A 24,842-nucleotide genomic window follows, 5' to 3' on the forward strand; every position below is an offset into this window, starting at 1 on the left:
ACTGCACCCGCAGTCCTTTTTATGTGGAAGAAAAGCGATGCTCTGTCCAAACTCTTGAACGCCACCGCCTATACATAAAGATGCCTCTTACCCATTCATCCACGATAAAAGAAATCCAAATCCCAATGAGGCCCATTTCAAGCTGAATGCCTAACAAGTAAGCGATCGGAAGCCCGATGCCCCACATTGAAATCATCGCCATATACACTGGAAACTTCGCGTCGCCAGCAGCCCGCAAGGAATTAATAATGACCATATTAAAAGAACGGCCCGGTTCTAAAATAATGGTCAAAAGGAGGAGGGTGGCGGCGGTTTGAATGATCTCGCTGTTGCTAGTAAAGAAAGCAAGCAAATGCGTCGATGATAAAGATAAAGCAGTGGAAGAAAGAAGGGAGATGCCAATGGCCCAGTATAAGCTTTTCATGCATCTGTGATAGGCAGCATCGAATTCCTTCGCCCCAATATGGCGCCCAATTAAAATTTGTGTCCCTTGGCTAATGGCTGCACCAAATAGCATAATGAACATCATGACATTTTGAGTATAAACCTTTGCAGCTAATGCCTGCGTCCCCATGAATGTAATAAACAGTGTAATGATCATTTGAGAGCCGTTATAAGAAAGCTGCTCTCCAGCAGAAGGAATGCCGATTTTCAGCAACTTTTTTAAATATGTCCGCTGGATGTGAAACATCTTCTTCAGTGAAAAGCGTAATCCAATTCGGCGCCGTACAATGAGGATCATGGCCATTAATCCGATCAATCGAGCGAGTGAGGTCGAAAAAGCGACCCCCATGACACCTAATACAGGGAAACCAAACGGACCAAAAATCACCAAATAGTTACCAGCAACGTTTAACAAGTTCATTCCGATAGTGACATACATCGTATCTCTTGTATATCCGTAGCTTTTTAAAATAGCACTATACGTCATAATGAGCGCTTGAATAAAAGAAAGCAGCCCGACAATTTGTAAAAATATAGTCGCATCCGGCATGAGCTCACTTGATAGGCCCATCAGGTGTAAAATGGGAACAGCTAATCCAAACATGAGAAGGCTAATGACAAAGCTAATCAAGAAATTGGTTCCTAGTGAGACATAGGCGACTTGAGTCGCTTCCTGCTTGCGGCTCGCTCCTAAAAGCTGCGCAATCACAATCGTCGTTCCAGTTGTAATGAAGCTGAACATGACAATCAATAAATTCAGGAGCTGATTGCTTACACCAACTGCTGCAACACTATTATCGGAATATTGGCTGAGCATGAGGGTATCCGCGCTTCCCATCAGCATATATAAAGAGATTTCAATAAAAATAGGCCAAGTTAATGCAAATAATGAAGGGTGGTTTTTCTTCCTCCTAGCTTGAATCTTTTGAATTGGCAGTGATTGAGGTTTCATCAATCAACCTCCTTTCGTATAAATCCGATTTATAGTGTACCTTGCATCGACTATAATAAGAAGAGATGAAACCGAAACTTATTGGAGAAATCCGACTTCATAAGGGGATGAATATGAATCGATTTATTACATTTACTGTACCGCCGTTCCCGGTTTATATCGCTTCAGGCAAAGGCGTATTTCATCAAGGAGAAAGACATATCTCTAGAACCTTCACCGTGTTTGATCTTCTTTATGTCACAAGAGGGCAGCTATGGATCACAGAGGACAGTAAGGCTCATCACGTAAAAGAAGGAGAATATATCATTCTCTCACCTGGCTTGTCGCATGGCGGACACCTGCCATGCGAAGAAGATACGCACTATGAGTGGCTGCATTTCTCAATTGATCCATATGAGCTGACGAATCGGCCGAGAGAACACTGGTTTGATATGAAACAAAATCAAGCCACCTTTGAAAAGCCGGCAACATATGAATTTAGCCTGCCCCGTAAAGGAAAAGTGAAAGGAAGAAATGTATTAGAAAAGCACCTTGCACAGATGCGGGCCCTAAATGATGACGCGTCTGAACTGCCGCTGAAAAAACAGCTTCAGTTTGAAGAACTGCTCATTCATTTACAAAAAGAAGCATTTCATATTCCAAGTGCAAAGGAGAATGTCGCCTCAGAAGTGGTTCATTATCTTGAGCGTCACTTTATGAAGAAACTGCAAATGGAGGAGCTTGCAGAGAAGCTGCACTATCACCCTGATTACATGACAAGGTGTATGCAGACGGTGTATGGACTCACGCCAAACCAATATATCAATCGTCTCAAGGTCGAAAAAGCCAAAAGCATGCTTGCCTCAACGAATGATAAAATCGCAGCGATTGCTGATCACGTAGGCATTGATGATCCTACTTATTTTTCTAAGCTGTTTCGGCAAAACGAAGGCATGACGCCTATCGAGTACCGTCATCTTGCAAAAAGAACGACAAAGTAAAGGAACGTGAACAGATGAAAAGGGAAAAACAAAAGCTTGTGAACATACGACCATTAAACGAAGCTGATTTAGAGTTGGTATGGCATTTAAGATTCAAAGCACCAGACCAGTCCTATCGAGAGTGGAACGCCCCATATTTTCATGAACACGAAATCCCGCTTGCTGCTTTTAAAAAACGATACTTACAGGATACATCCATTCCGCCAAAGCTATATGGTATTGAAATAGACGGCGAAATCAAAGGCACCGTGTCATATTATTGGGAGAATGAACGTACACGGTGGCTTGAATGCGGCATTCTCATTTATGATTCGCGCTTTTGGAGCGGTGGCGTTGGGACAAAGGCATTAAGTCTATGGACTGATAAGTTATTTACACACATTGATATTCCTCGAATTGGTCTTACTACATGGTCGGGAAATGAACGGATGATGCGGTGCGCAGAGAAATGCGGGTTTATCCTTGAGGGAAGACTGCGAAAGGTCCGTTACTACCAAGGAGAGTATTATGATTCGATGCGTTACGGGATGCTGAGAGAGGAATGGCAAAGCCTTCTGCAACATTCAACTGAATAATTCCTTTTCTTTTTAGTACAAAAGTAGCGTATGATTGAATAAACTAAAAAAGAAGGGTGACGAATGAGTTGCGCTGGATTACCGGATGGTTTGTGTCGATTATAGTGGCCGTTTACCTATTTGTAGATGCGCCTAAACATGGGAAGAATAAATGGCTGTGGGCGATTTTAGGCCTTTTATTCGGGCTCTTTACATTTGGAATATACCTGATCAAAACAGGAAGAAAAGGATTGGGCTGGACGGTTCTGATCGTGTCCATTATCATCTATTCTATTTTCATTCTAGTCTATGTCTTTTACTTCTTATTGCTGATGATCGGATACTCAAACGCATAATAGAAAGCACGCGTGTACATAAGGAGGAGTTTGAACGTGAGACTTACAGGGTTATTCGTTTCACTTGCTGTTGCCATTTATTTATGGTTTGATGCGCCAAAGCATGATAAAGACAAATGGCTGTGGGCCATTTTAGGTGTCTTATTTAGTACGATCGTTCTCGGTATTTATTTGATCAAGACAGAGAGGAAGGGACTTGGCTGGACCATTCTTATTTTAACGATTTTGTTTTACCTCATGTTGCTCATCTCTGTTTTGATCGGTATCATTCTTTTTTATCAGGTGGGTCCTTCATGATGAAGGGCTTTTTTCTTTTACCTTTTGCGCTGGCACACCTGCAATAACAATTTTCTCCTCGTGAAAGGAACGGTTTACCACAGCATTTGCTCCGATGGAAATATGATCTGCAATATAGATATCCCCAAACAGCTTAGCACCTGGGCCAATCCATACATGATCCCCAATGGTTGGTACATCTTTTTCATGATGATTCTGACCAATATTCACCCCTTGATGAATATCACAAAATGCCCCGATTTTTGCATGTTTGTTCACAATTAAGAGACCCGTATGATTGATTCTAAGACCGGGACCGAAGACACCAATCGGAATATCAAAGCCAAGCTGCATGCCTTTCTTTTTATGTAAATAGCGATAGAACCATTTGCGAAGTTCAGCACCGCTATTAGAATAGTATTCATATTTTCGTAAAATCCTTTGATATTTCCATATATCATCCCCAAACCACTTAGGTCGTTTACGCTTAATGGCTAATGCTTTCTTGTCCTGAGCTAAGTAGTGGTGGAGATCATGCTTTGTTAAAATCATCAGATCCCTCTCCATTCCCTTTTGTTTCAGAGAAATTATACCATTATAACCATTTATATCAATATAGAATGACGTTTCTTTTTTTCCTTTTCTACATCACTTTCATCCACTTTCCCATATAAAATAAGTGCTTTGTCATGAATAGAACAAAAGAACCAGGAAGAATGATTTGTAATTTTTTTCTACATTATTTCGTCTCACGCGTTTATTCTCCCTATAGCAGTAGAGGTTTGTCAAAATGACACGAAATTACTCGTTAAATAGAGAATATAGCATTCATATGCTTTTAGAATCATCTTTTTGAATACAATTGACTTTCATATCTCACATCCTCTAGGCTAGTAAATGAAAATGATAATCTTTATCAATTGGAGGAGTGTTTTATTATGTCCATCAAAACCGTTTCTAAAAATCAGCAATTTTTAGAGCAGCAAAGTCAAAGAGAATCGAATGCAAGGTCTTATCCGAGACGGTTCCCATTAGCCATGCAAAAAGCCGAAGGTATGATCGTGACAGATGCGGATGGCAGAGAGTTTTACGACTGCCTGGCAGGCGCAGGAACACTTGCACTTGGTCACAATCATCCAGTTGTTATAGATGCAATTGAACGTATGCTTCATGAAAAAAGACCGTTGCATACGCTGGACATAACCTCAGAAATTAAAGAAGAATTTGTGAATGAAATTTTTTCTCACTTGCCAGAAGAGTTTGCAAAAAGAGCCAAAATTCAATTTTGTGGACCAACTGGTGGTGACGCCATAGAAGCAGCAATTAAATTAGTCAAAACAGCGACAGGGAATCGAAGCATTCTATCTTTCCATGGTGCGTATCACGGTGCGACACATGCCACGATGTCATTAAGCGGGAATTTATCTCCAAAGGAAAGAGTACAAGGGTTAATACCTGATGTTCATTTTATGCCTTACCCATATGAATATCGCTGCCCATTTGGAATTGGTGGGAAGAATTCGCACCGCATTTCAAGTTCGTATATTGAGCGCGTATTAAATGATCCTGAAAGTGGTATTCTTCCGCCAGCAGGTATGATCTTTGAAGCAGTACAGGGCGAGGGGGGCTCCATTCCAGCATCGATTGAATGGATGAAAGAAATGAGAAGAATCACAAAAGAAAAAGGGATTCCGCTCATTATTGATGAGGTTCAATCAGGCATCGGCCGAACAGGGAAGATGTTTGCCTTTGAACATGCAGGAATTGTACCTGACGTTATTGTGCTGTCAAAAGCCATTGGTGGAAGCCTGCCGCTTTCAGTTGTGATTTATGATCAAGATTTAGATCAATGGAATCCAGGTGCACACATCGGGACATTTAGAGGGAATCAAATGGCGATGGCTGCTGGAACTGCTACGCTTAAATTTATCAAAGAAACCAACCTACTTGATCATGTAGAACGGTTAGGAGATCGTATGCAGGCGCATCTAAAAGACATCCAAAAACAAGTCCCTGCTCTCGGTGATGTTCGAGGGAGAGGCTTAATGATTGGCGTTGAAGTAGTAGGTCCAAATGAGAAACAGGATGTGGACGGAAGCTATCCAGCGAATCCAGAGCTGGCCAGTCTTATTCAAAAGAATTGCTTCGACAAAGGCTTAATTGTGGAGACAGGAGGCCGTTTCGGAAGTGTTATTCGATTCTTGCCACCACTCATTATGACAGAAGAACAGCTTGAAAAAATCATCGCTATTTTTAAAGAGGCCGTGTACGATGCAATCAACTAAGGCTTCAGTGGATTCATTATTTATCAATCAAAGCCAGCTTGGAAGAGAGTCCTTCCAAGCGGCTCTTCATACATCTATCGACAGCTTACTGGATCAATGGCAAAAAGACACAGGACCATACAGTGGAATATTGCCTGGGAAATTAGCGGATAGTGTCGAATCGCTATTCCGATTTCAACCGTCTGGTGAATCCATTGAATCCGTCTTTCAAGATATAAAAGAACATCTTTTGCCGCATTTGATTGATGTATCGCATCCTAAATGCTTGGCACATCTGCATTGTCCACCGCTTATTCCTGCACTTGCCGCAGAGGTGATGGTAAGTTCCTTTAACCAATCAATGGATTCCTTTGATCAAAGCGGTATTGCTTCTTTGGTTGAGGAAGAAATTCTCAACTGGCTATGTGCGAAGTTTTCTTATGGCGGCCTAGCAGATGGGACATTTACAAGCGGTGGAACCCAATCTAACTACATGGGGCTGCTTCTAGCGAGAGATGCCTTTTGTGAAAACACATGGCAGTGGAATGTTCAGCAGAAAGGCTTACCAAGTGAATCTCACCGCATGAGAATCCTTTGCTCGAAGAATGCTCACTTCACTGTGAAAAAATCTGCCTCCCAGTTAGGTTTAGGAGAGCAGGCAGTCGTACTAGTCGAGACAGATGAGCATCATCGAATGGACCTCAATGATTTGAAAAAGAAGCTGGCTGAGTTGAAGGAGCAGAACTTGCTGCCTTTTGCGGTAGTAGCCACTTGCGGGACAACGGATTTTGGCAGTATTGACCCAGTTCGAGAGGTATATGACCTCGTCAAGCCATACGGTCTTTGGATTCACGCAGATGCTGCCTACGGCGGAGCACTTGTATTAAGCGAAACCTACCGTAAGAAGTTAGACGGTATTGAGCTTGCTGATTCAATCACGATTGACTTTCACAAACAATTTTATCAGCCGATATCCTGCGGGGCATTTTTGCTAAAGGATAAAAGACATTTTGGTTTGATCAATTATCATGCCGATTATCTTAATCCAAAGGAAGACGAGCTCGATGGTATTCTACATCTCGTCAATAAATCTGTCCAAACGACGCGCCGGTTTGATGCTCTGAAATTACTTCTTTCTCTTCGTTTAATTGGAGAAGAAGGCTTTGGAGAAATCATTGACCATACCATTCATTTTGCAAAGGATGTGGCCGCGCTTATTGAGAGAAATGATGACCTTGAAGTGATCAATCCTGAGCCAGAAATCAATGCAGTTGTGTTCCGATTTAAGGATGACGACCAAGCAGATGACGTCAATAAAATCATTCATCGGACATTATTCAAAAAAGGAACTGCTGTCATTGCAAAAACAGTGGTGAATGACCGAACATGCTTAAAATTCACTTTGTTAAATCCGAGAACGACAATCACACATATTGAGGAAATCCTTTCTGACATCGTTGATATCGGGATTGCTCATATTCAATCCGGGAGGGTACTACGTTGAGTCAATATAAACAAATGGCTGAAAATGCAACCATGCAAAGCTTTTTAAACTGTTTTTTACGCGAAACAGGAATCGATCGATCTGCAAAAAAAGAGGTGAGATCAGATGGCTCACTTGTCTTCGTCGCAAAACTAGCAAAGCAAGATCTAGAGCTTGTGATTCCGATCCGATATGTTTCATCTGTTGGCCGCCATCTCTTTGATTTTCCGATTCGCTTTCGCCCGCAAGGCAGTGAACAAGAGGGCGCAATCGTCGATTACACGACACTTGTTGCTTTATGTTCAAAGGAGCTTCTCATTGAATATGGCCGTACAGATGCAGAGGATGAATTCATGCTTCGCATCATTTTAAGCTGCCGAAATATTGAACGGTTCTTAAAGGAGCGAGAAAGTGATCGAGCCACTCTTTCTGAAGCCGATTTTGAGTATATTGAGGCTGAGCAGTCACTTCTCCTTGGTCATTTAACGCATCCTACCCCAAAAAGCAGACAAGGAATGACAGAGGAGGAGGAAGCGATCTATTCTCCTGAGCTGAAAGGGGCTTTCCAGCTTCATTACTTTAAAGCGCATCATTCGATTGTGCTTCAGGATTCGTCAATTACACAGTCTGCGGCAAGCCTCATGCTAGAGGAGCTCTTGCGCCAGGTACCAGCAGAAAAAGAGAGACTGAATACGTTAGTAGAAAACGGAGAATATGTGCTCATTCCGATTCACCCGCTTCAAGTGAAGGTGGTTATGGAGAAAGCGTTCGTGAACCGTTATATAGAGGAAGGGAAACTCACTTATTTAGGACCGATCGGTTCTGAATACACAGCGACCTCATCCTTCAGAACCGTCTATCAAAAGGATTCTGCTTACATGCTCAAATTCTCTGTTCCTGTGAAAATTACAAACTCCTTACGTGTTAATAAACAAAAGGAACTGGATCGCGGTGTAGAGATGTCGCGCATTTTAAAAACAGAATTAGGCGTTTCTTTATACGATAAATTTTCTGGATTCCGGGTCATTGAAGATCCCGCCTATTTATCCATTCAAGGAGAAGAGGCGGAATCTGGCTTTGAAGTAGTCATTCGTCAAAATCCATTTTTACATCGTGAAAAAGGGGCAAGCTTAATTGCTGGATTATGTCAGGATCATGCGTATGGTGGAAAATCGCGATTAGCAGGGATCATTCATGACCTTGCAGACGCAGAAGGCCGATCACTGGAGGCTGTGAGCCAAGATTGGTTTAAGCAATATTTAACTATTTCGTTAGAACCGATGCTCTGGCTGTTTGAAACGTATGGTCTTGCACTGGAAGCCCATCAGCAAAACGCTGTTGTGCAAATGAAGGGTGGTTACCCGCACACCTTCTATTATCGTGACAACCAAGGCTACTACTATAGTGAATCGAAAAAGGATAAACTCGCAAATCTTGTCCAAAACCTGAGCGTGAGAAGTGAAACGATTTGTGCAGATGAGGTAGCTGTTGAGAGACTGCGTTATTATTTCTTCTTTAATCATTTATTTGGTCTCATTAACGGCTTTGGTACAGAAGGTCTGGCGAAAGAAGAAGACTTGCTCGCCCTTGTGAGAGACACATTGCTCGCTCATGAGGAAACATACGGTGCATCTGAGCTGACAAACAGCCTTCTGCGCTCAAAAGAACTGCCTTCAAAAGCGAATTTGCTGACACGGTTTGAAGATATGGATGAACTGACAGGATCTCTGGAAACACAGTCTCGTTACACAGCTGTCTTGAATCCGCTCTTTTTACATAAGGAGGCTCTGATTGGATGAGGGATCGTATTAAGTTTATTCGCGCTGAATATGAAAGAGATGTCCGGCTTGTCCACAGGTGGATGCAAGAGGAGTATGTTCACCCATTTTGGCATTTGAATATTCCGTTCCCTGCTTTTGAAAAGCATTTTTATCAGGCGGTTCATGATCCGCATCAAACCCTTTATTTAGGCACAATTGATGGGACGCCAATGAGTTATTTTGAGGCATACAACGTCAAAGGTGATGTCATTGAATCTTACTATCAGCCTTCTCCGCATGATCAAGGAATCCATCTATTAATAGGGGAACCGGATTATGTAGGAAAAGGTTTTGCAGCCCCTCTGCTTCAGGCCATGACAGCATTTCAATTTGAGCAGAATAAACGAACAGAAAAAGTCGTCGCTGAGCCGGATATTCGCAATGAAAAAATGATCCATGTATTTGAAAAATGCGGATTTGAACGTGTAAAACCAGTCAATTTACCCGATAAAACAGGTCTTTTAATGTTTTGTGATCGAGAAAGATTCGAAAGGAAGTATAACCATGACGCGGTTCAACAAGCAAAATAATGTAGTGGATGTAATAGGGATCGGCATTGGTCCGTTTAACTTAGGACTTGCCGCATTATCTGAAGAGGTAAATGAAATTGACGCTTTGTTTTTTGAAAGAAGTGAAGCCTTTCATTGGCACCCAGGGATGCTCATTGAGGGGACGACACTGCAAGTTCCCTTTTTAGCGGACCTTGTCAGTATGGCAGATGTGAAAAGTAAATATAGCTTTCTTAACTATTTACAGGAACAAAATCGTTTGTATTCATTTTACTTTCTAGAAGATTTTCATATCCCGCGCAAGGAATATAGTCATTATTGCCGCTGGGTCGCAGACCAGTTAGACTCTTGCCGATTTGGCATGAACGTCGAATCTGTCTCATTGATCGAGAAAGCAGGAGAAAAGCGATATGAAGTGCATGTGCGTCATGTGAAAGACCAAACGGTAGAGGTGTTTGAGAGTAAGCATCTCGTCTTAGGAATTGGTACACAGCCGGCGATACCAGCATCGCTCCAGCCAGCTTTAGGAGAGAAAGTTTTTCATTCTGCTGACTATTTAAAACGAAAGAAAGAAGGCTGTTTCAAAGGGAAATCTGTGACAGTGATCGGCTCTGGTCAAAGTGCGGCAGAAGTGTTCTATGATATTTTATCAGATGATGAGGCGAAGGATATTCACTGGTTCACACGCTCTAAAGGATTTTTCCCAATGGAATATTCAAACCTTGGCCTTGAATATTTCTCTCCAGATTATATTGATTTCTTTTATGAGCTTCCGCAAACAAAAAAGGATGCGTTGTTAAAGCAGCAAGATTTGCTGTATAAGGGCATCAGCTCTGCAATGATCCGTGATATTTATCATTTGCTTTATGAACGTTCTGCCTGCGGAGAGCAGTTGAACACAGTGCTTCAAGCAATGACGGAGGTCAACTTGATTGAGGAAACAGCTCGCGGCTTGTCCCTTTCATGCACGCAATGGGTCAAAGAGGACACCTTTACCCACGAGACAGATATTGTCGTACTGGCGACGGGCTATCAATCGGTACTGCCCCCGTTTATCAATCCAATTTCTCATCACATTCAATGGGACGATCAAGGACGGTTCCAAGTCGAACGTGAATATCGCTTAAAAACGAATACAATGGGTGAAAATGATATTTTTGTCCAAAATGCAGAGCTTCATACACATGGCGTTGGCGCTCCAGATTTAGGACTTGGCGCTTACCGAAACAGTGTGATTATCAATGAACTTGCTCGTCAAACCGTGTATCCACTTTATCAAAAGCACGTCTTCCAGACATTTGGTACACATAAGAACGTCAACACATTTGAAGAAATCAAAGGTTAAGGAGGATGAAGCGATGAGTGTACAAGATGAATTGAAAAAAGCGGTGAATCCGGCTGCTTGGAAAAAGGCAAACCAGCGAATGGTGGCAAAAATGCTGTCTGAATACATGTATGAGGATATGCTTCATCCCGTGCAGCTAGATCAAAAGGATGGCATTGCTCAGTATGAATTAATCATTCACGAACATAAGAAATATCGCTATCTTGCAAAACCTCGTTTGTTTGATAGTTTTGATACAATTGCTGAATCAATCGAGTGCTGTCAAGACGGAAAATGGTCAAAGGATGTCAGTGCCATTGTGTTTTTACTAGACATTCAGCCGCTCATTCCAATGTCTTCTGACACAACAGGACACCTTATAAAAGAGCTTCATCACACCCTGTTAGCAGATGTACATTTGCTGTCGAAAAAAGCACTTCGTGCGGATGAACTGACAGATACTGATTATGCATGGATTGAAGGAGAAATGACAGGCCATCCTTGGATTGTGTATAACAAAGGACGCATTGGGTTCAGTTATGATGACTACCTAGCCTATGCACCTGAAAGGCAAGAAAGTGTGCAGCTGTCTTGGATTGCTGTTCACCGGGACCTTGCGACATTCCATGCAGTCGATCATGAAAACTATGAGCAGGTAATTGCCAAAGAGTTAGATGAAGTCACGATCCGTCAATTTCACCGCGTGCTAAAGGATGAAGGATTGATTGCAGCTGATTATTATTTGATGCCTGTTCATAAATGGCAGTGGACACATATGATTATTCAGCATTTCCCAGAAGATTTGGCGTTGCGCCGGATTGTGTATGTAGGAGAGGGACTGGATCAATATATCCCGCAGCAGTCGATCAGAACCTTTACGAACATCTCAAATAAAGGCAAGCATCATATTAAACTGCCAATGAGCATTTTAAATACACTCGTGTACCGAGGACTTCCGTCAGAACGGACAGTCATTGCCCCTCGCATTACAGCGCATATTAAAGGGATCGCGGATCAAGATTCATTTTTATCTGATGTCTGCCGCGTGATATTACCTGGTGAGAATGCAAGTATTAATGTCGATCATCCTTACTATAGCAAACTGCCTGGTGCGCCGTATCAATATCTTGAAATGCTCGGTGTGATTTTTAGAGAAAGCATTTACTCGTACTTAGATGAAGGAGAGACCCCTGTTACACTTGCGGCACTCACCTATGAGGATCATGAAGGTGAGCCATATGTGAAACAGCTGATTGAAAAATCAGGTCTCTCAGCAAAAGAGTGGATGGCGAAATTTTTCCATGTGGTGATGCCGCCGCTATTGCACTTTATGTATCAATACGGCACCGTCTTTTCACCGCACGGACAAAATACGATTCTTGTGTTAAAAGATCATCAGCCTCACCGTTTGGCGATCAAAGATTTCGTCGATGATGTGAATATTAGTGATCAGCCGCTGCCTGAATTGGCTTCTCTAGGAGACGATTTAAAAGAAGTGCTGCGGAGTGAACCGCCGGAAGGCTTAGTGCAGTTTATCTTTACAGGATTGTTTATTTGCAACCTGCGTTACGTATCAAACGTGTTAGAGAACCATCAGCTATTAGATGAAGCGACACTTTGGCGCTTGCTTGCCGAAGAAATTCAGCAGTATCAAAAGCAATTCCCGCAGTTGAAGGACCGTTTTGACCTATTTGATCTATTCCAGCCGAAGCTGACAAAGCTGTGCTTAAATCGTAATCGAATGATTGATTATGGGTATGGAGATGGAGATGACCGCCCGCATGCATCAGAGCATGGAAAGGTCACAAATGCACTCGCGCATGTTCTTTCGTCCGCCTGTGAGAAGTAATAGAAAAGCTGTAGACATCAAGTGTCTACAGCTTTTTATATATTACGAAAATGCTTGAGAGGCAAGGAAATAAAGAAGAGCGGGATCGTTCAGCTTTTCTTTTCCACGAATCATCATAAAATGCGCTTTGTTTGTTTTCGTAAAACCTGCTTCAACAAGTGATTCATGGAGGCGCTCAGCTGTTTCCTCCTGCATATCTAAACGAATTGGACCCGAATAAGACGAAATGAGCGAACGGATCAGCGAGAGAGCTGTAAGTTCATCATTTGCAGCAAGCGGACCAATCATTAAATTGGCAGGTGTTTCAACGCCAAACGCAAAGCCAGTTGTGTCGTGATGTTCATTTTGTGCAATGATACGCCGTGCTGCTCGGTTCATCCGGCTTTTTAAAAAGCTTGATCGATTTGTGCCTGCGCCTTTTTCATCTAGTGCTTCAATACACGGAAGGTGCGATTCATCGGCAGGAGACAGGTGGATGTCATCTGACACACGAAGCGCTTCTGGGTTTGGGTTTTGCGCTTTGTAAGTCGTAATGTAACCAGCCGTGTGAAACCCGATTTTTTCGTAAACTGGCCGCCCTTGGACAGTAGCGGTTAAAACGACAGGAATGCTTTGATCACATTGATCTAGCAGGGTGTCAATCATTTTCCTTGCAAGACCTAAGCCGCGATGTGTCTCAGATACAATGACAGCACCAATTGACGCCATTCGATCATATTGGAAAAGTCCTGCACATGAGATGACTTGTCCATCCGCTGTTGAAAAACCTGTGAAATATCCATTTGTTAAAAGAGATGTGAGCTCTTCCGCATTGTAATCAGGCCAGTCTACCTCTTGAGACAATGCGATAAGATCTGGTATGTCATCGAGTGTTAATGCTCGTTGAACAACGTTTGTCATGACGCGCAACTCCTTCTTAGCTGAATTCATCTATGTGTATCGTACCATAAGAAGGTATAGTGTAAAAATTGAAGTTTATCTAAGTTTCCCAGCAAAAAAGGGCCTCCAATTTCGGAGGTTCTGCATTAATGAACATTAAAATATCGAGCTTCAGGATGAGAAACGACGATCGCTGAAACAGATGCTTCAGGTTCCATCATAAATCCTTCTGTTAGATGGATGCCAATTTTTTCAGGCTGAAGCAGCTTGAACAGCTTTTCTTGGTCTTCAAGATTTGGACAAGCGGGATAACCAAAGGAATAGCGCTGCCCTTGATATTTCGCTTGGAATCGTTTTTCCATTGTGAAATCGACTGGGTCAGGGAAGCCCCATTTGTCACGAATCACTTGGTGGGTTCTTTCGGCTAATCCTTCTGCAAGCTCAAGCGCAAGAGCTTGAACTGCATGCATTTTTAAATAATCTCCTTCTTGCTTAAAGTGCTGCGCGACTTCACGTATACGCGCTCCGGCTGTGACGGCAAATAAGGCAATATAATCTTTCTCCCTTTCACCGCTTCCCCGCACATAATCAGAAATGGAGCGGTACGGAAGCTTCTCCTGTCTTGGAAATTGGAATGTTTCAATGATACGGTCAGGCGCTTTGGGATCATAAATATGCAGATCATTTCCGTTTGAACTGGCAGGATAAAATTGATAGACAAATGCAGGCGCAAACCAGTTTTTCTCTCTGCCTTCGTTTAGAAGATCTGTGACAAGCTGCTTTAATTCCAATGCTTTTGGATGCTGTTCGGCCAACAGCTTTTTCACCTTTCCTTTTAATCCAAGGTGGTGGCCAATGAGCATTTGTTCATTTACATAAGGCATAATATGATGCAGGTCGATGTCCCTTACATAATGACGTGCCGTATTTTCTGGCGTGAAAATAGGTGCATCAGGGAGTGCCGCACGTTTTTCTAGTAATTCAATGACAGCTTGTGGCTGCTTTGTTTCTTTCTTTTTGAAAGGTGCCACAGGCTCTTCGTCGGGCTTAATTTGAAACTGAAGAGGATTTGCTTTTAACTCATTGGCTAAAGATAAGCCGTCCATCGCATCTTTTGCGTAAAGAACCGGTCCGTCATAATGAGGCGAAATCTTCATTTTCGTAAATTTCCGAGAAAGTGCAGCGCCACCGACCAAAATGGGCACGGAAATATTCGCCTTTTGTAAATCCTGAGCGGTGAGTACCATTTGCTGGGCTGACTTCACAAGCAATCCTGATAACCCAATCATATCTGGTTTTTCCTTTTGCACAGCTTCGATCAATGTTTGCGGTGTCACCTTGATGCCAAGGTCGACCACTTGAAAGCCGTTATTACTCAAAATGATGTCGACAAGGTTTTTTCCAATATCATGGACATCTCCTTTTACAGTGGCAAGTAGAATCTTACCTTTTCCGTTTGCATGCTGCTTTTCCATATATTGCTCGAGATACGATACAGATGCCTTCATGACCTCTGCTGATTGAAGCACTTCCGCCACAATCAGTTCGTTTTGATTGAAAAGACGTCCAACCTCAGCCATTCCCTGCATTAACGGACCATTGATGATATGAAGTGGTGATTCAAATTGCTCTAGAGCCAGGGATAAATCATCGATAAGTCCTTCTTTTGTTCCTTCGACGACGTAGAGTGCTAGCCTTTCATCAAGTGATAAGGAGACCTTTGGTTTTTTCTCCGTTTTCTTTTTGCCTCGGTAAAATTGGGTAAATTCAGCAAGGGTTTGATCATTTGTTTCATAGAGCAGTGTTTCAGCCAGCTTAATTTCTTCCTTTGGAATGGAAGCGAAGCGTTCAAGCTTTTCTGTATTCACGATGGCGTAATCAAGTCCTGCTTGGACGCAGTGATACAAGTAGACGGCATTCAAGATTTCTCTCCCAAGAGGTGGGAGTCCAAAAGACACGTTGCTGATGCCTAAAATCGTCAAGCACTCAGGCAGGTTTTCCTTGATCATTTTGATGCCTTTGATCGTTTCTTCGGCAGCGCCAATATACTGCTCGTCTCCAGTGCCTACTGGAAAGACAAGTGGATCAAAAATGATGTCACTTGCGGGAATGCCATATTTCTTCGTTAATAGATCATGAGAGCGTACCGCAATCTCCAGCTTTCGTTCTGCTGTTACAGCCATCCCTGTTTCATCGATCGTGCCGACAACAAGTGCACCGCCGTATAGCTTCACAAGTGGAAGAATTTCTTCGAAGCGTTCTTCGCCATCCTCAAGGTTAATGGAATTGATGATGGCTTTCCCTTGGGAATATGTGAGCGCTTTTTCGATCACGTGTTTATCCGTTGAATCAATGACAAATGGGGCTTTGACTTTTTTCATAGCCTCTTGTAAAAAACCTTCCATGTCTGCCGCCTCATCGCGGTCTGGATCAGCGAGACACACATCAATCACGTGAGCACCGTTTTTTACCTGTGCACGAGCAACTTCTGACGCTTCTTCAAACTTTTGTTCCGCAATGAGTCGTTTGAATTTGCGTGAACCAATCACGTTGGTTCGTTCTCCTACAAAAAGAGGGCGCATTGACTCCTCATATATCAGGGGCTCAATTCCTGAGACGGTATGCTGAGACGATTCATGCGCAATGTGACGCGGCTGAATCGTTCGTACTTCATCTGACAATGCCTGTATATGTGCAGGTGTTGTTCCGCAGCAGCCGCCAACAATATTTAACCAGCCTTCCTTGGCAAAGGCGGAAATTTTTTTAGCAAGTGAAGCAGGGGATTCATGATATTGACCTTCTTCATCTGGTAGACCAGCATTTGGATAGCAGCTAACCGCTGACTTGGCGATGGAGGAGAGCGTGCGGATATGGTCTGTCATGAATTCAGGACCCGTCGCACAGTTCAGGCCGACACTCATTGGTTTCATATGCTCAAGAGAGATATAAAAGGCTTCAATATCCTGACCAGCGAGGGTAGTGCCCATCGGTTCAATCGTACCTGATACCATGAGAGGCAACTCAATACCTGTCTGCTGGAAGGCTTCCTGAATGCCTTTGAAACCAGCCTTTACATTCAGCATGTCTTGACTTGTTTCTAAAAGAAGGGCATCACATTTGCCATCAATCAGGGCGCGGGCCTGCTCTTCATAGTTTCTGACGAGCTCATCGAAGGTTGTGCCGCCTGTCACAGATAATGTTTTCGTAGTGGGACCCATCGCACCTACAACAAATCGGGGCTGCTCCGGCGTGGAGAAACGGTCAGCTTCGTCCTTTGCCAGCTGGGCAGCCCGTATATTGAGTTCATAGGCAAGGTGGCCAAGCCCGTATTCGTCAAGGACGAGCTTTGTAGCCCCGAACGTATTTGTTTCAATGAGGTCGGCGCTTGCCTCAAGGTATTCTCTATGAATCGCGCGGATGGTGTGAGGGGCTGTCACATTCAAATACTCGTTACAGCCCTCATACTCTTCTCCGCCAAAGTCTTCTGCTGTGAGATTGGCATTTTGAATCATGGTCCCCATTGCACCATCAAGGACGAGGATGCGTTTCTTAAGCTGTTCAGTGATAGTTGACATGGGTGTTTGACTCCTTTTCTTTCTGATGAATGTAGGTGGTTAGTTCTGCTGTTAAGTCTGATCGAAGGAAAGGGGTAATTAAATAAATGCCGTTAAACAATTCGCAGGCTGTATCTAATAAAGAGCGGGCAATCGCTAAGCCTTCTGCTCGCTGCTTCTCTTTATCCTCACCAGCCTTGGCCATAATGTCACGAATGGAATCAGATAATTTGATGCCTGGAATTTCATGATGAATAAACTCCGCATTTCGGCTGCTTGTTAACGGCATAACGCCAATATAAATCGGCTTATCTAAATGACGGCTCTCCTCATGAATTTTCACAAGCTGTTCCTCAGAATAAACAGGCTGTGAAATAAAATAATCAGCACCGTATTCGATTTTTTTCTCAAGACGTTTGACCGCTTTATCAATGTGGCGAACATTTGGATTAAACGCGCCAGCTACTGAAAAATTGGTCTTTTTGCCAAGCGGCTTCCCTGAGAAAGAAAGACCTTCGTTAAACTGCTTAATCAGCCGAATCAAATCAAAGGAGGTTAAATCATAAACCGACGTTGCACCTGGAAAATCTCCAATCTTAGAAGGGTCGCCTGTAATGGCTAAAATATCAGTTAAACCAAGGGTGTCGAGACCCATCAAATGGGACTGAAGCCCAATCAAATTACGATCACGGCACGTGATATGGACGAGTGAACGCATATCAAGCTGCTGTTTCAATAATGCCCCGCAAGCCACATTGCTAATGCGCGGGGTTGCAAGAGAATTATCGGCTAATGTCAAGGCATCAATGCCTGCATTCTTTAACTCATTTGCCGCGACGAGGAATTTTTCGAAGTTCAGCTTCTTCGGCGGATCAAGCTCTACAATAATCGTCCGTTTTTTCGTAGCGAGCTCATCAAGACCTGGTTCAGTCCGCTGATCTTGAATCGAAATGATTTCTTCTTTTAATACTTTCACTTCTTTTTCAGTGATCGGGGCTAAATCCTTGACCGCTTCAGCCATTGCGTGAATATGCTGAGGCGTTGTTCCGCAGCAGCCGCCGATAATACGTGCGCCTTGATTTCTAAATTCAAGTGCACTTTTTCGAAAATAATCGTTATCTGTATCATAGACGAGTCTGCCTTCTTCAAGAGAGGGAAGACTGCTGTTGGGATAGACTGATAAATGGGAATTTTCTAAAATTGGAACGCCTTCGAGTGCCTGAATCATATGATAAGGGCCAAGCCGGCAGTTGATGCCAACGACGTCTGCGCCAAGAGAGGACAATTCAGATAAACCATCCTTGAGCGGTGTTCCATCCTGCAACACACCTTGTTCATGCATGGAGACGTTCATGACAATCGGGAGAGTCGTTTCTTTTCGTGCAATTTGGAGAACGGCCTTCGCTTCTTCCATGTCATAATACGTTTCTAGCAATAATCCATCGGGCTGCTCATTTAATAGAATGTACAGCTGCTCTCTAAAGCTTCGTTTAATTTCTTCAATTGTATAGGCATTTTTGTTAAACGTTCGAATGCCGCCGATCGTTCCAAGGACATAAGCAGAGCCGGCGGCTGCTTTTGCGATTTGTACCGCCTTTGTATTGATGCGCTTTGTTTCTTCCTCTAAGCCGTAGCGGGATAGTTTAATATAATTTGCGCCGTACGTATTTGTTTGAATGATGTCCGCACCAGCCTGCACATATGCTTCGTGCACGCGCCTTACTTCATCTTCTTTCGATAAATTTAATTCTTCAAAGCAGCGGTCAATGCCGTAAGAGTATAAAAGTGTTCCCATTGCACCGTCAGCAATCAGTACGCGGTTTTGTAAGTCTTGTAATAGGCCCATTGGTTTCCTCCTTATTTTTATGTAACAAAAAAAGCCTTCTGATAAGAAGAAGACTTTTTGGCTGTATCGTAATTCTTCTTCTTATCTTCCAAGCAGTTGCTTGCTGGATTTAGCACCTTGGTCATAGAAAATATATTTCTACTACACCGGTTGCTGAGGCTTCACAGGGCCAGTCCCTCTGCCTCTCTTGATAAGAAAGCGATATGAACATGTCAATAAATTGAACTTCCATCCACTGTATCGAAAAAATCGGAAATAATCAATGGAAAATTTGAAATTTATCGAAAATTTATAAATTGAACGTCAATCGGTAAATCTGCCTTGCGCATAAGAGAAATAACCTCTTGTAAATCATCTTTATTTTTTCCTGTTACACGCACTTGGTCATCTTGAAACTGTGACTTCACTTTGATGCCGGATTGCTTAATGAGTGCATTGATCTTTTTGGCGTTGTCTTGATCAATTCCGCTGATCAGCTTCGCGCGCTGGCGTACGGTTCCGCCAAGGGCATGCTCGGTTTTTCCGTAGTCGATGTTTTTAGTTGGAACATTTCGTTTGATCAGCTTTGACACAAGTACATCTTTTAGCTGCTCCAGCTTAAAGTCATCATCAGAGATGAGCACGAGCTCTTCTTTTTCAAGAGAAATATCACTTTTACTTCCTTTAAAATCATAACGGTTTTTAATTTCCTTCAGCGCTGCTTGAACGGCGTTTTGCACCTCAGGCAGTTCAACCTTTGATACAATGTCAAATGAGCTTTCTTTTGCCATAACGCATGACCTCCATGGATAGATATTGCGTCTATTTTATCATGCAACGTGGAGAAGAAGAAACTTTATCAAAGAGATGAGTCAAAGAGTTCTGCCAGCAGCGGTATAAATCGCGTTCGGTTTGACCACTTTAGCTAACAGAACTAGAGATGTTCATGTGAGGAGAAGTATAGTAGAATAAAGTGAATCAAAAGATGAACGAACGCTCTTTTATGAGCAGATAGGAAGGAAGAGAACATGAGACCAGGTGAGCAACTGACCTTGCAAATAGAGAACGAGATGGAATACGGTTACTTTTTGACAGATGGTGAAGATTCTGTCCTCTTGCACCGCAGTGAAATGACAGAAGATATTGGTGACCAAGATGAAGTAGAGGTCTACTTATACGTAGATCATGAAGAAAGACTAGCTGCGACGATGAAAATACCGACAATCAATGCGCATACATATGGCTGGGTAGAAGTCGTAGACGTCCTAGAAGACATGGGCGCATTTGTGGATGTTGGGCTTTCAAAGGATGCACTTGTTGCAACAGAACATCTACCGCCTTTTGAGGAAGCATGGCCGAAAAAAGGAGACAAACTTTACTGTATGCTGAAAGTCACAAGCTACGGCAGAATGTTCGCAAAGCCAGCCACTGAAGATGTGATCAGTGAATTGTTTACAGAGGCACCCGAAACCTTAATGAACAAAGAAATCACTGGTACGATTTATCGCTTAATTGCGACAGGCTCGTTTATGCTGACAGATACAGGCGTGCGGGGGTTTATCCACCGCACGGAACGAAAGGAAGAACCAAGATTAGGATCGACCGTGACAGGACGCGTCATTGCAGTGAAAGAGGATGGGACCGTGAACGTTTCTCTGCTTCCTAGAAAACAGGAAGCGTTATCTGTCGATGCAGAAGAAATTTTAACCTATATGAGAACGAGAAATGGTGCTATGCCTTATGGAGACAAAAGTGATCCAGAAGACATCCGTGAACGATTCCAAATGAGCAAGGCAGCCTTTAAACGAGCATTAGGTCATTTGATGAAAAACGGCCTAGTCTACCAAAAAGAGGGCTGGACATACGAGAAAAAATGAGCAGCGTGAAAGAGAACCCTAACCTCATGGGTTTTCATATCACACTGAAATGAAGAAAAAGGGATAAAATCATCATGGTTTTATCCCTTTTTTTATATTTGTGATAAATAATGGGTTTTTTTAGTGAAAAAAGTCATGAAAAAAGCTGAAAAACCTTCACTTAATCATTGAAACAACGCCTCTCAAATCCGATAAGAAAGGAGTAAGGATGACAAAAGGAGTGTGTGTTTGGATGAAAGTGAAAATTTCATTGCTTCTGTTGGTAGCCGTGCTTATGGTGCTCACCGCATGCAGCAATCAACAAGGGGAACCACCAGCATCAAATGCGAAGCATATTGGCGTTATGCTCACAGATGATGGTCTTGGTGATCAATCATTTAACGATTCATCGTTTAAAGGATTAGAAAAAGCACGTGATGACCTAGGTATTGAATTTGATTATAGAGAAATTGCAGAAACCGATACATATGAAAAAGGACTGACCGAGCTTGTAAAATCTGGCAATGATCTCGTCATCGGGGTAGGCTTTAGTATGCAAGAAGACTTAGAAAAAGTCGCAAAGAAATATCCGAAGAAGCACTTTTTGCTCATCGATGCCGTATCTGAGCTGAAAAATGTGACCTCCGTGACGTTTAAAGAAGAGCAAGGCAGCTATTTAGCGGGCGCACTTGCTGCAATGACAACGAAAAGTGATGTCATTGGATTTGTTGGCGGTGTCGATGCGGAGTTGATCCATCGTTTTGAAAAAGGGTTCCAAAAAGGCGCCAAATCAGTGAATCCGAACATCAAGATCTTATCCACCTATGCTAATACGTTTAGTGATGCGGACAAAGGCAGTAAAATAGCCAAAGGCATGATCAAAAAGAAAGCAGACGTTTTATATGCCGCAGCTGGCTATACAGGTGTCGGTGTATTAAAAGAAGCGCAAGCGCAGGGCAAATATGCCATTGGTGTAGATAGTGATCAGTACTACACCGCTGAAAAAGCGGTGATTTCGTCCATGGTAAAAAAAGTCGATGAAGTGGTCTATCAATTCAGCGAACAGCTCGTCAAGAGCAATCAAATCAAAAATGGGCATGTTATCTACGACTTAAACAATGACGGAATCGATATGGCAAGAATTCGGGTGCTCAAAGATGCTGAAACATTGACCAAAAAAGTAAATGAACTGAAGCAGCAATTGCTAAAAGATGAGGGGGACGCATCATGAGCTTGCGCATCAAAATTTTACTCAACTCACTCGTCTCACTTCTTTTAGCAGTTGGCGTCATCGCCTTTATCATTGTCAGTATGACAAAGATCCAATCATCGAATGAAACAGAAGTTCAAGCCTTATTAAATGTTCAAAAAACGAAGGCAAGCTTTGAAAGCGTCGAACAAACCATGACCAATTATTCAATGACCCTTTCTGATGAACAGCTAGAGGTTGTTCAAACCGGTATTTCTACAGCAAAAAAACAGCTGCAAACGTTAAACAAACACGCAGGAAATATAAATAAAGATGAATTAACAAGGTTAAATGCAAAATATGACACGTGGACCAAGGAAGCAAATAATGCCATTGGTGAAAAAAACGCATCGGATGCAAGACGGGTCGCTGCAAGAATTGATGGTGTTTTAAACGACATCCATACAATGAATAAAAGAGCAGAAGAAGCATATAAACAAAATCTAGAGAATACAGCGGATAATGTGCAATGGATCATCACAAGTGCACTCGTCGCAGCCCTCACACTGATTGTCATTGCTGTCTTTTTAAATATTGGATTAACAAGATCCATCGTGACACCGATTAAATCACTTTCCTACCGAGCGAAGCAGATCGCAGAAGGCAACCTTGCTGTCGAGCGAATGGACATTCAGCGTAAGGATGAAATCGGCGGCTTGAATGAATCCTTTAATCAAATGACGGATCAACTGATTAGTTTGATTAAAGAAATCAGTAATGTCTCAAGTCAAGTAGAGACATTCTCGATCCAGTTAGATGATGAAAACAAAAAGCTGATGGAATCTGCAAATCAAGTATCTGTCTCGACAGACGAAATGGCAAATGGGTCACAGGCCATTTCAGAGGATCTCCAGCATGGCGTTAGCTTGATTGAAAAGATGGATCAGCATGGACGTAAAAATTCCGAACGTTCACAAACAGTCATCCAAAGTACAGGGGATGCGATAGAAGCAGTGGAAAGTGGAAAGCACACGTTAACAGAAACCAAAACGGCGATTGAAAAAAATACACATGCCACAAGGCAAATCGAGCAGTCGGCAGGAGAATTCACGCAATATGCTAGCGGGATCTCGGCTATGGCCAAAACAGTTTCTGACATTGCGGATCAAACAAACTTACTTTCGCTAAATGCAGCGATTGAAGCGGCAAGAGCAGGTGAGGCTGGAAAAGGCTTTGCCGTTGTAGCAGATGAAATTCGTAAGCTAGCCGACGAATCATCTAACGCTACAAGACAAATCTTTGATATGGTCAGTCATATTGAAAGAGGCATTCAATCCATTAGTCAAACTGTCAAAGAAGGAGTCAAGCTTTCACTTCAACAGCAGGATGCGATGGACAAAACCTCACACTCCTTTGAAGATATAGAAACAAAAGCGCAGCACATTAAACGAGAAATGGCGGTCTTAAATGACCAAATTGTTCAATCAACAGAGCTTGGCGGACAAGTACTCAACTCGATTGAAAATATTAGTGCGGTTGTAGAAGAAACAGCAGCTGGCAGTGAAGAAATTTCTGCCTCGGCCAATGAACAGCTGCAATCTTTCCATCAAATGAACAAACAGGTAGAAGAACTGATGAGTATGACGGCAAGGTTAAATGAAACCGTCCACCGTTTTAAACTTTCATAAGTCATAAGAAAAGCACCCTTCCCGTGATGTGTCAGGGAAGGGTGCTTTTTATGATGGTTTGCCTGTAAAGAAGATGGCAAGCGTACCTGGGCCTGAATGGGACCCAACAGCTGCGCCGACAAGCTGAATATCAATTTCTTTTGGATGAAATTCGGCTTCAATCAATTGTCTCATGTCTTCTGCAAGTGCAGGATCATCACCATGACTAATGCCAACAGTTTGATTTGACCAATCCGTTCCACGTTCTTTCATCAGTTCAATAATGCGTTTCAACAGCTTTTTACGTCCGCGGATTTTCTCAAGGGGGATGAGCTTTCCATCCTCGACGTGTAAAATGGGCTTAATACTCAATAAACCGCCAACAAATGCGGACGCTTTACTAATTCTTCCGCCTCTTGCTAAATACGATAAATCGTCTACAGTAAAAATATGTTGTAAAGATTCGCAAAAATGCTTTACAGACGTTTCAATTTCTTGTATTGTATTTCCGTCAATGGCAAGTGATTGAGCGTGTTTGACAGCAAGCCCATAGCCGAGTGAAGCACATTTAGAATCAATGATTCGTAAATCAAAATCAGGGTATTCTTCCTTCACTTCGTTTGCCATCATCACAGCGGTTTGATATGTACCAGAAAGCTCTGATGAAAAGGCAACATAGATTGCAGATGTATGGGTTTGTGCGAGAGAAACAAAGGCTTCTTTGATTCGGTTTGGTGAAGCTTGTGACGTTTTTGGGCTAGCACCTTGTCTCATCGCATCAAATACTTGTTTTGGTTCAATGGTGACCAAATCTTCAAATTCCTGCTCGCCAAGCAATACACGGAGCGGAATAACCGTCATGTTATGTTCATCATAATAAGAAAGAGGCAGATCAGCAGCACTGTCTGCTATGATATGAACAGTCATCAAAATCCCTTCTTTCTAAAAAAATCAGCCATATTTTACAACTTTTTAGCCTAACTATATCACAGAAATCAACTTTTCGTGTTCAAATTCTAAATTTTAGGGAAAACCATAGAGAGAATGGTAAGTGGAGGAAT

The 24,842-nt window shown here is 42.6% G+C and carries 20 protein-coding genes and 1 riboswitch; of the genes, 13 read left to right on the plus strand and 7 right to left on the minus strand.

Going from position 1 to position 24,842, the window contains the following annotated elements; all coding sequences use genetic code 11:
* Nucleotides 1–19: 19 nt before the first annotated feature.
* A complete protein-coding gene (locus MHH41_RS05310) occupies nt 20–1,396 on the minus strand; it encodes an MATE family efflux transporter (protein ID WP_340865844.1) in 1,377 nt (458 codons plus the stop codon).
* A gap of 113 nt (nt 1,397–1,509) precedes the next feature.
* On the opposite strand from MHH41_RS05310, the gene MHH41_RS05315 reads away from it, so the two are divergent.
* From MHH41_RS05315 to MHH41_RS05330, 4 genes are all read left to right on the plus strand, one after another.
* A complete protein-coding gene (locus MHH41_RS05315; RefSeq protein WP_251191006.1) occupies nt 1,510–2,376 on the plus strand; it encodes an AraC family transcriptional regulator in 867 nt (288 codons plus the stop codon).
* Nucleotides 2,377–2,390: 14 nt separating this feature from the next.
* On the plus strand, nt 2,391–2,951 hold the full coding sequence (locus MHH41_RS05320) for a GNAT family N-acetyltransferase (protein ID WP_003211119.1): 561 nt from the start codon (nt 2,391–2,393) through the stop codon (nt 2,949–2,951).
* A gap of 68 nt (nt 2,952–3,019) precedes the next feature.
* The gene (locus MHH41_RS05325) at nt 3,020–3,286 is read left to right on the plus strand and encodes a hypothetical protein (RefSeq protein WP_003212235.1); all 267 of its coding nucleotides are present in this window, start codon (nt 3,020–3,022) and stop codon (nt 3,284–3,286) included.
* Between the two features lie 36 nt (nt 3,287–3,322).
* Nucleotides 3,323–3,583 (plus strand): hypothetical protein, encoded by a 261-nt coding sequence (locus MHH41_RS05330; protein WP_080984794.1) that lies wholly within the window; start codon nt 3,323–3,325, stop codon nt 3,581–3,583.
* On the opposite strand, the gene MHH41_RS05335 is transcribed toward MHH41_RS05330, so the two are convergent.
* Nucleotides 3,578–4,114 carry a serine O-acetyltransferase gene (locus MHH41_RS05335; RefSeq protein WP_034620007.1) on the minus strand — a complete coding sequence of 179 codons (537 nt, stop codon included), beginning with the start codon at nt 4,112–4,114 and terminating at the stop codon, nt 3,578–3,580. The two genes, MHH41_RS05330 and MHH41_RS05335, sit on opposite strands and share 6 nt — an antisense overlap.
* A 386-nt stretch (nt 4,115–4,500) precedes the next feature.
* Between MHH41_RS05335 and MHH41_RS05340 the strand changes: the two genes are divergently transcribed.
* Genes MHH41_RS05340 through MHH41_RS05365 form a run of 6 tightly spaced genes read left to right on the plus strand, consistent with a single transcriptional unit; the run spans nt 4,501 to nt 12,811 of the window.
* Nucleotides 4,501–5,847 (plus strand): aspartate aminotransferase family protein, encoded by a 1,347-nt coding sequence (locus MHH41_RS05340; RefSeq protein ID WP_340865850.1) that lies wholly within the window; start codon nt 4,501–4,503, stop codon nt 5,845–5,847.
* Nucleotides 5,834–7,330, plus strand: a complete 1,497-nt coding sequence (locus MHH41_RS05345) for a pyridoxal phosphate-dependent decarboxylase family protein (protein ID WP_340865851.1) — start codon at nt 5,834–5,836, stop codon at nt 7,328–7,330. The genes MHH41_RS05340 and MHH41_RS05345 overlap by 14 nt, the downstream gene beginning before the upstream one ends.
* Nucleotides 7,327–9,108, plus strand: coding sequence for an IucA/IucC family protein (locus MHH41_RS05350; protein WP_340865853.1), 1,782 nt, complete (start codon nt 7,327–7,329; stop codon nt 9,106–9,108). Before MHH41_RS05345 ends, MHH41_RS05350 begins: the two co-directional genes overlap by 4 nt.
* On the plus strand, nt 9,105–9,659 hold the full coding sequence (locus tag MHH41_RS05355) for a GNAT family N-acetyltransferase (RefSeq protein WP_284906215.1): 555 nt from the start codon (nt 9,105–9,107) through the stop codon (nt 9,657–9,659). Before MHH41_RS05350 ends, MHH41_RS05355 begins: the two co-directional genes overlap by 4 nt.
* Nucleotides 9,634–10,983, plus strand: a complete 1,350-nt coding sequence (locus tag MHH41_RS05360; protein ID WP_050945330.1) for a lysine N(6)-hydroxylase/L-ornithine N(5)-oxygenase family protein — start codon at nt 9,634–9,636, stop codon at nt 10,981–10,983. Before MHH41_RS05355 ends, MHH41_RS05360 begins: the two co-directional genes overlap by 26 nt.
* Nucleotides 10,984–10,996: 13 nt before the next feature.
* Nucleotides 10,997–12,811, plus strand: a complete 1,815-nt coding sequence (locus tag MHH41_RS05365) for an IucA/IucC family protein (protein WP_340865855.1) — start codon at nt 10,997–10,999, stop codon at nt 12,809–12,811.
* A 42-nt stretch (nt 12,812–12,853) separates the two neighbouring features.
* On the opposite strand, the gene MHH41_RS05370 is transcribed toward MHH41_RS05365, so the two are convergent.
* From MHH41_RS05370 to MHH41_RS05385, 4 genes are all read right to left on the minus strand, one after another.
* Entirely contained in the window at nt 12,854–13,711 is an 858-nt protein-coding gene (locus MHH41_RS05370) for a GNAT family N-acetyltransferase (RefSeq protein ID WP_340865856.1), read from the minus strand.
* A 125-nt stretch (nt 13,712–13,836) separates the two neighbouring features.
* On the minus strand, nt 13,837–17,265 hold the full coding sequence (metH, locus tag MHH41_RS05375) for a methionine synthase (protein ID WP_340865857.1): 3,429 nt from the start codon (nt 17,263–17,265) through the stop codon (nt 13,837–13,839).
* Nucleotides 17,249–19,090: a bifunctional homocysteine S-methyltransferase/methylenetetrahydrofolate reductase gene (locus tag MHH41_RS05380; protein WP_253622738.1), complete on the minus strand. Its 1,842-nt coding sequence runs from the start codon at nt 19,088–19,090 to the stop codon at nt 17,249–17,251. The genes metH and MHH41_RS05380 overlap by 17 nt, the downstream gene beginning before the upstream one ends.
* Before the next feature lie 78 nt (nt 19,091–19,168).
* A riboswitch (SAM riboswitch) is annotated at nt 19,169–19,287 on the minus strand.
* An 81-nt stretch (nt 19,288–19,368) separates the two neighbouring features.
* On the minus strand, nt 19,369–19,860 hold the full coding sequence (locus MHH41_RS05385) for a YajQ family cyclic di-GMP-binding protein (protein WP_003211707.1): 492 nt from the start codon (nt 19,858–19,860) through the stop codon (nt 19,369–19,371).
* A gap of 237 nt (nt 19,861–20,097) precedes the next feature.
* Here MHH41_RS05385 and MHH41_RS05390 point away from each other — a divergent pair, with 237 nt between their 5' ends.
* The 3 genes from MHH41_RS05390 (at nt 20,098) to MHH41_RS05400 (ending at nt 23,802) form a co-directional block, all read left to right on the plus strand.
* The gene (locus MHH41_RS05390) at nt 20,098–20,946 is read left to right on the plus strand and encodes a CvfB family protein (protein ID WP_003212403.1); all 849 of its coding nucleotides are present in this window, start codon (nt 20,098–20,100) and stop codon (nt 20,944–20,946) included.
* Between the two features lie 232 nt (nt 20,947–21,178).
* Nucleotides 21,179–22,156, plus strand: a complete 978-nt coding sequence (locus tag MHH41_RS05395) for a BMP family lipoprotein (RefSeq protein ID WP_340865858.1) — start codon at nt 21,179–21,181, stop codon at nt 22,154–22,156.
* Nucleotides 22,153–23,802, plus strand: a complete 1,650-nt coding sequence (locus MHH41_RS05400; protein ID WP_050945323.1) for a methyl-accepting chemotaxis protein — start codon at nt 22,153–22,155, stop codon at nt 23,800–23,802. Before MHH41_RS05395 ends, MHH41_RS05400 begins: the two co-directional genes overlap by 4 nt.
* 48 nt (nt 23,803–23,850) lie before the next feature.
* On the opposite strand, the gene MHH41_RS05405 is transcribed toward MHH41_RS05400, so the two are convergent.
* Nucleotides 23,851–24,708, minus strand: coding sequence for a DegV family protein (locus tag MHH41_RS05405; protein ID WP_340865859.1), 858 nt, complete (start codon nt 24,706–24,708; stop codon nt 23,851–23,853).
* Nucleotides 24,709–24,842 lie beyond the last annotated feature (134 nt).

It is taken from the genome of Bacillus sp. FSL K6-1145, assembly GCF_038003425.1.
GTDB classification, from domain to species: Bacteria; Bacillota; Bacilli; order Bacillales; family Bacillaceae; genus Bacillus; species Bacillus pumilus.

Excerpts from the sequence above, each read along its gene's own strand:
- MHH41_RS05400 (WP_050945323.1), top strand. The coding sequence starts at position 22,153 with ATGAGCTTGCGCATCAAAATTTTACTCAACTCACTCGTCTCACTTCTT.
- MHH41_RS05370 (WP_340865856.1), bottom strand. The coding sequence starts at position 13,711 with ATGACAAACGTTGTTCAACGAGCATTAACACTCGATGACATACCAGAT.
- MHH41_RS05365 (WP_340865855.1), top strand. The coding sequence starts at position 10,997 with ATGAGTGTACAAGATGAATTGAAAAAAGCGGTGAATCCGGCTGCTTGG.
- MHH41_RS05360 (WP_050945330.1), top strand. The coding sequence starts at position 9,634 with ATGACGCGGTTCAACAAGCAAAATAATGTAGTGGATGTAATAGGGATC.
- MHH41_RS05395 (WP_340865858.1), top strand. The coding sequence starts at position 21,179 with ATGAAAGTGAAAATTTCATTGCTTCTGTTGGTAGCCGTGCTTATGGTG.
- MHH41_RS05335 (WP_034620007.1), bottom strand. The coding sequence starts at position 4,114 with ATGATTTTAACAAAGCATGATCTCCACCACTACTTAGCTCAGGACAAG.
- MHH41_RS05390 (WP_003212403.1), top strand. The coding sequence starts at position 20,098 with ATGAGACCAGGTGAGCAACTGACCTTGCAAATAGAGAACGAGATGGAA.
- MHH41_RS05315 (WP_251191006.1), top strand. The coding sequence starts at position 1,510 with ATGAATCGATTTATTACATTTACTGTACCGCCGTTCCCGGTTTATATC.
- MHH41_RS05385 (WP_003211707.1), bottom strand. The coding sequence starts at position 19,860 with ATGGCAAAAGAAAGCTCATTTGACATTGTATCAAAGGTTGAACTGCCT.
- MHH41_RS05320 (WP_003211119.1), top strand. The coding sequence starts at position 2,391 with ATGAAAAGGGAAAAACAAAAGCTTGTGAACATACGACCATTAAACGAA.
- metH (WP_340865857.1), bottom strand. The coding sequence starts at position 17,265 with ATGTCAACTATCACTGAACAGCTTAAGAAACGCATCCTCGTCCTTGAT.
- MHH41_RS05310 (WP_340865844.1), bottom strand. The coding sequence starts at position 1,396 with ATGAAACCTCAATCACTGCCAATTCAAAAGATTCAAGCTAGGAGGAAG.
- MHH41_RS05380 (WP_253622738.1), bottom strand. The coding sequence starts at position 19,090 with ATGGGCCTATTACAAGACTTACAAAACCGCGTACTGATTGCTGACGGT.
- MHH41_RS05355 (WP_284906215.1), top strand. The coding sequence starts at position 9,105 with ATGAGGGATCGTATTAAGTTTATTCGCGCTGAATATGAAAGAGATGTC.
- MHH41_RS05340 (WP_340865850.1), top strand. The coding sequence starts at position 4,501 with ATGTCCATCAAAACCGTTTCTAAAAATCAGCAATTTTTAGAGCAGCAA.
- MHH41_RS05345 (WP_340865851.1), top strand. The coding sequence starts at position 5,834 with ATGCAATCAACTAAGGCTTCAGTGGATTCATTATTTATCAATCAAAGC.
- MHH41_RS05405 (WP_340865859.1), bottom strand. The coding sequence starts at position 24,708 with ATGACTGTTCATATCATAGCAGACAGTGCTGCTGATCTGCCTCTTTCT.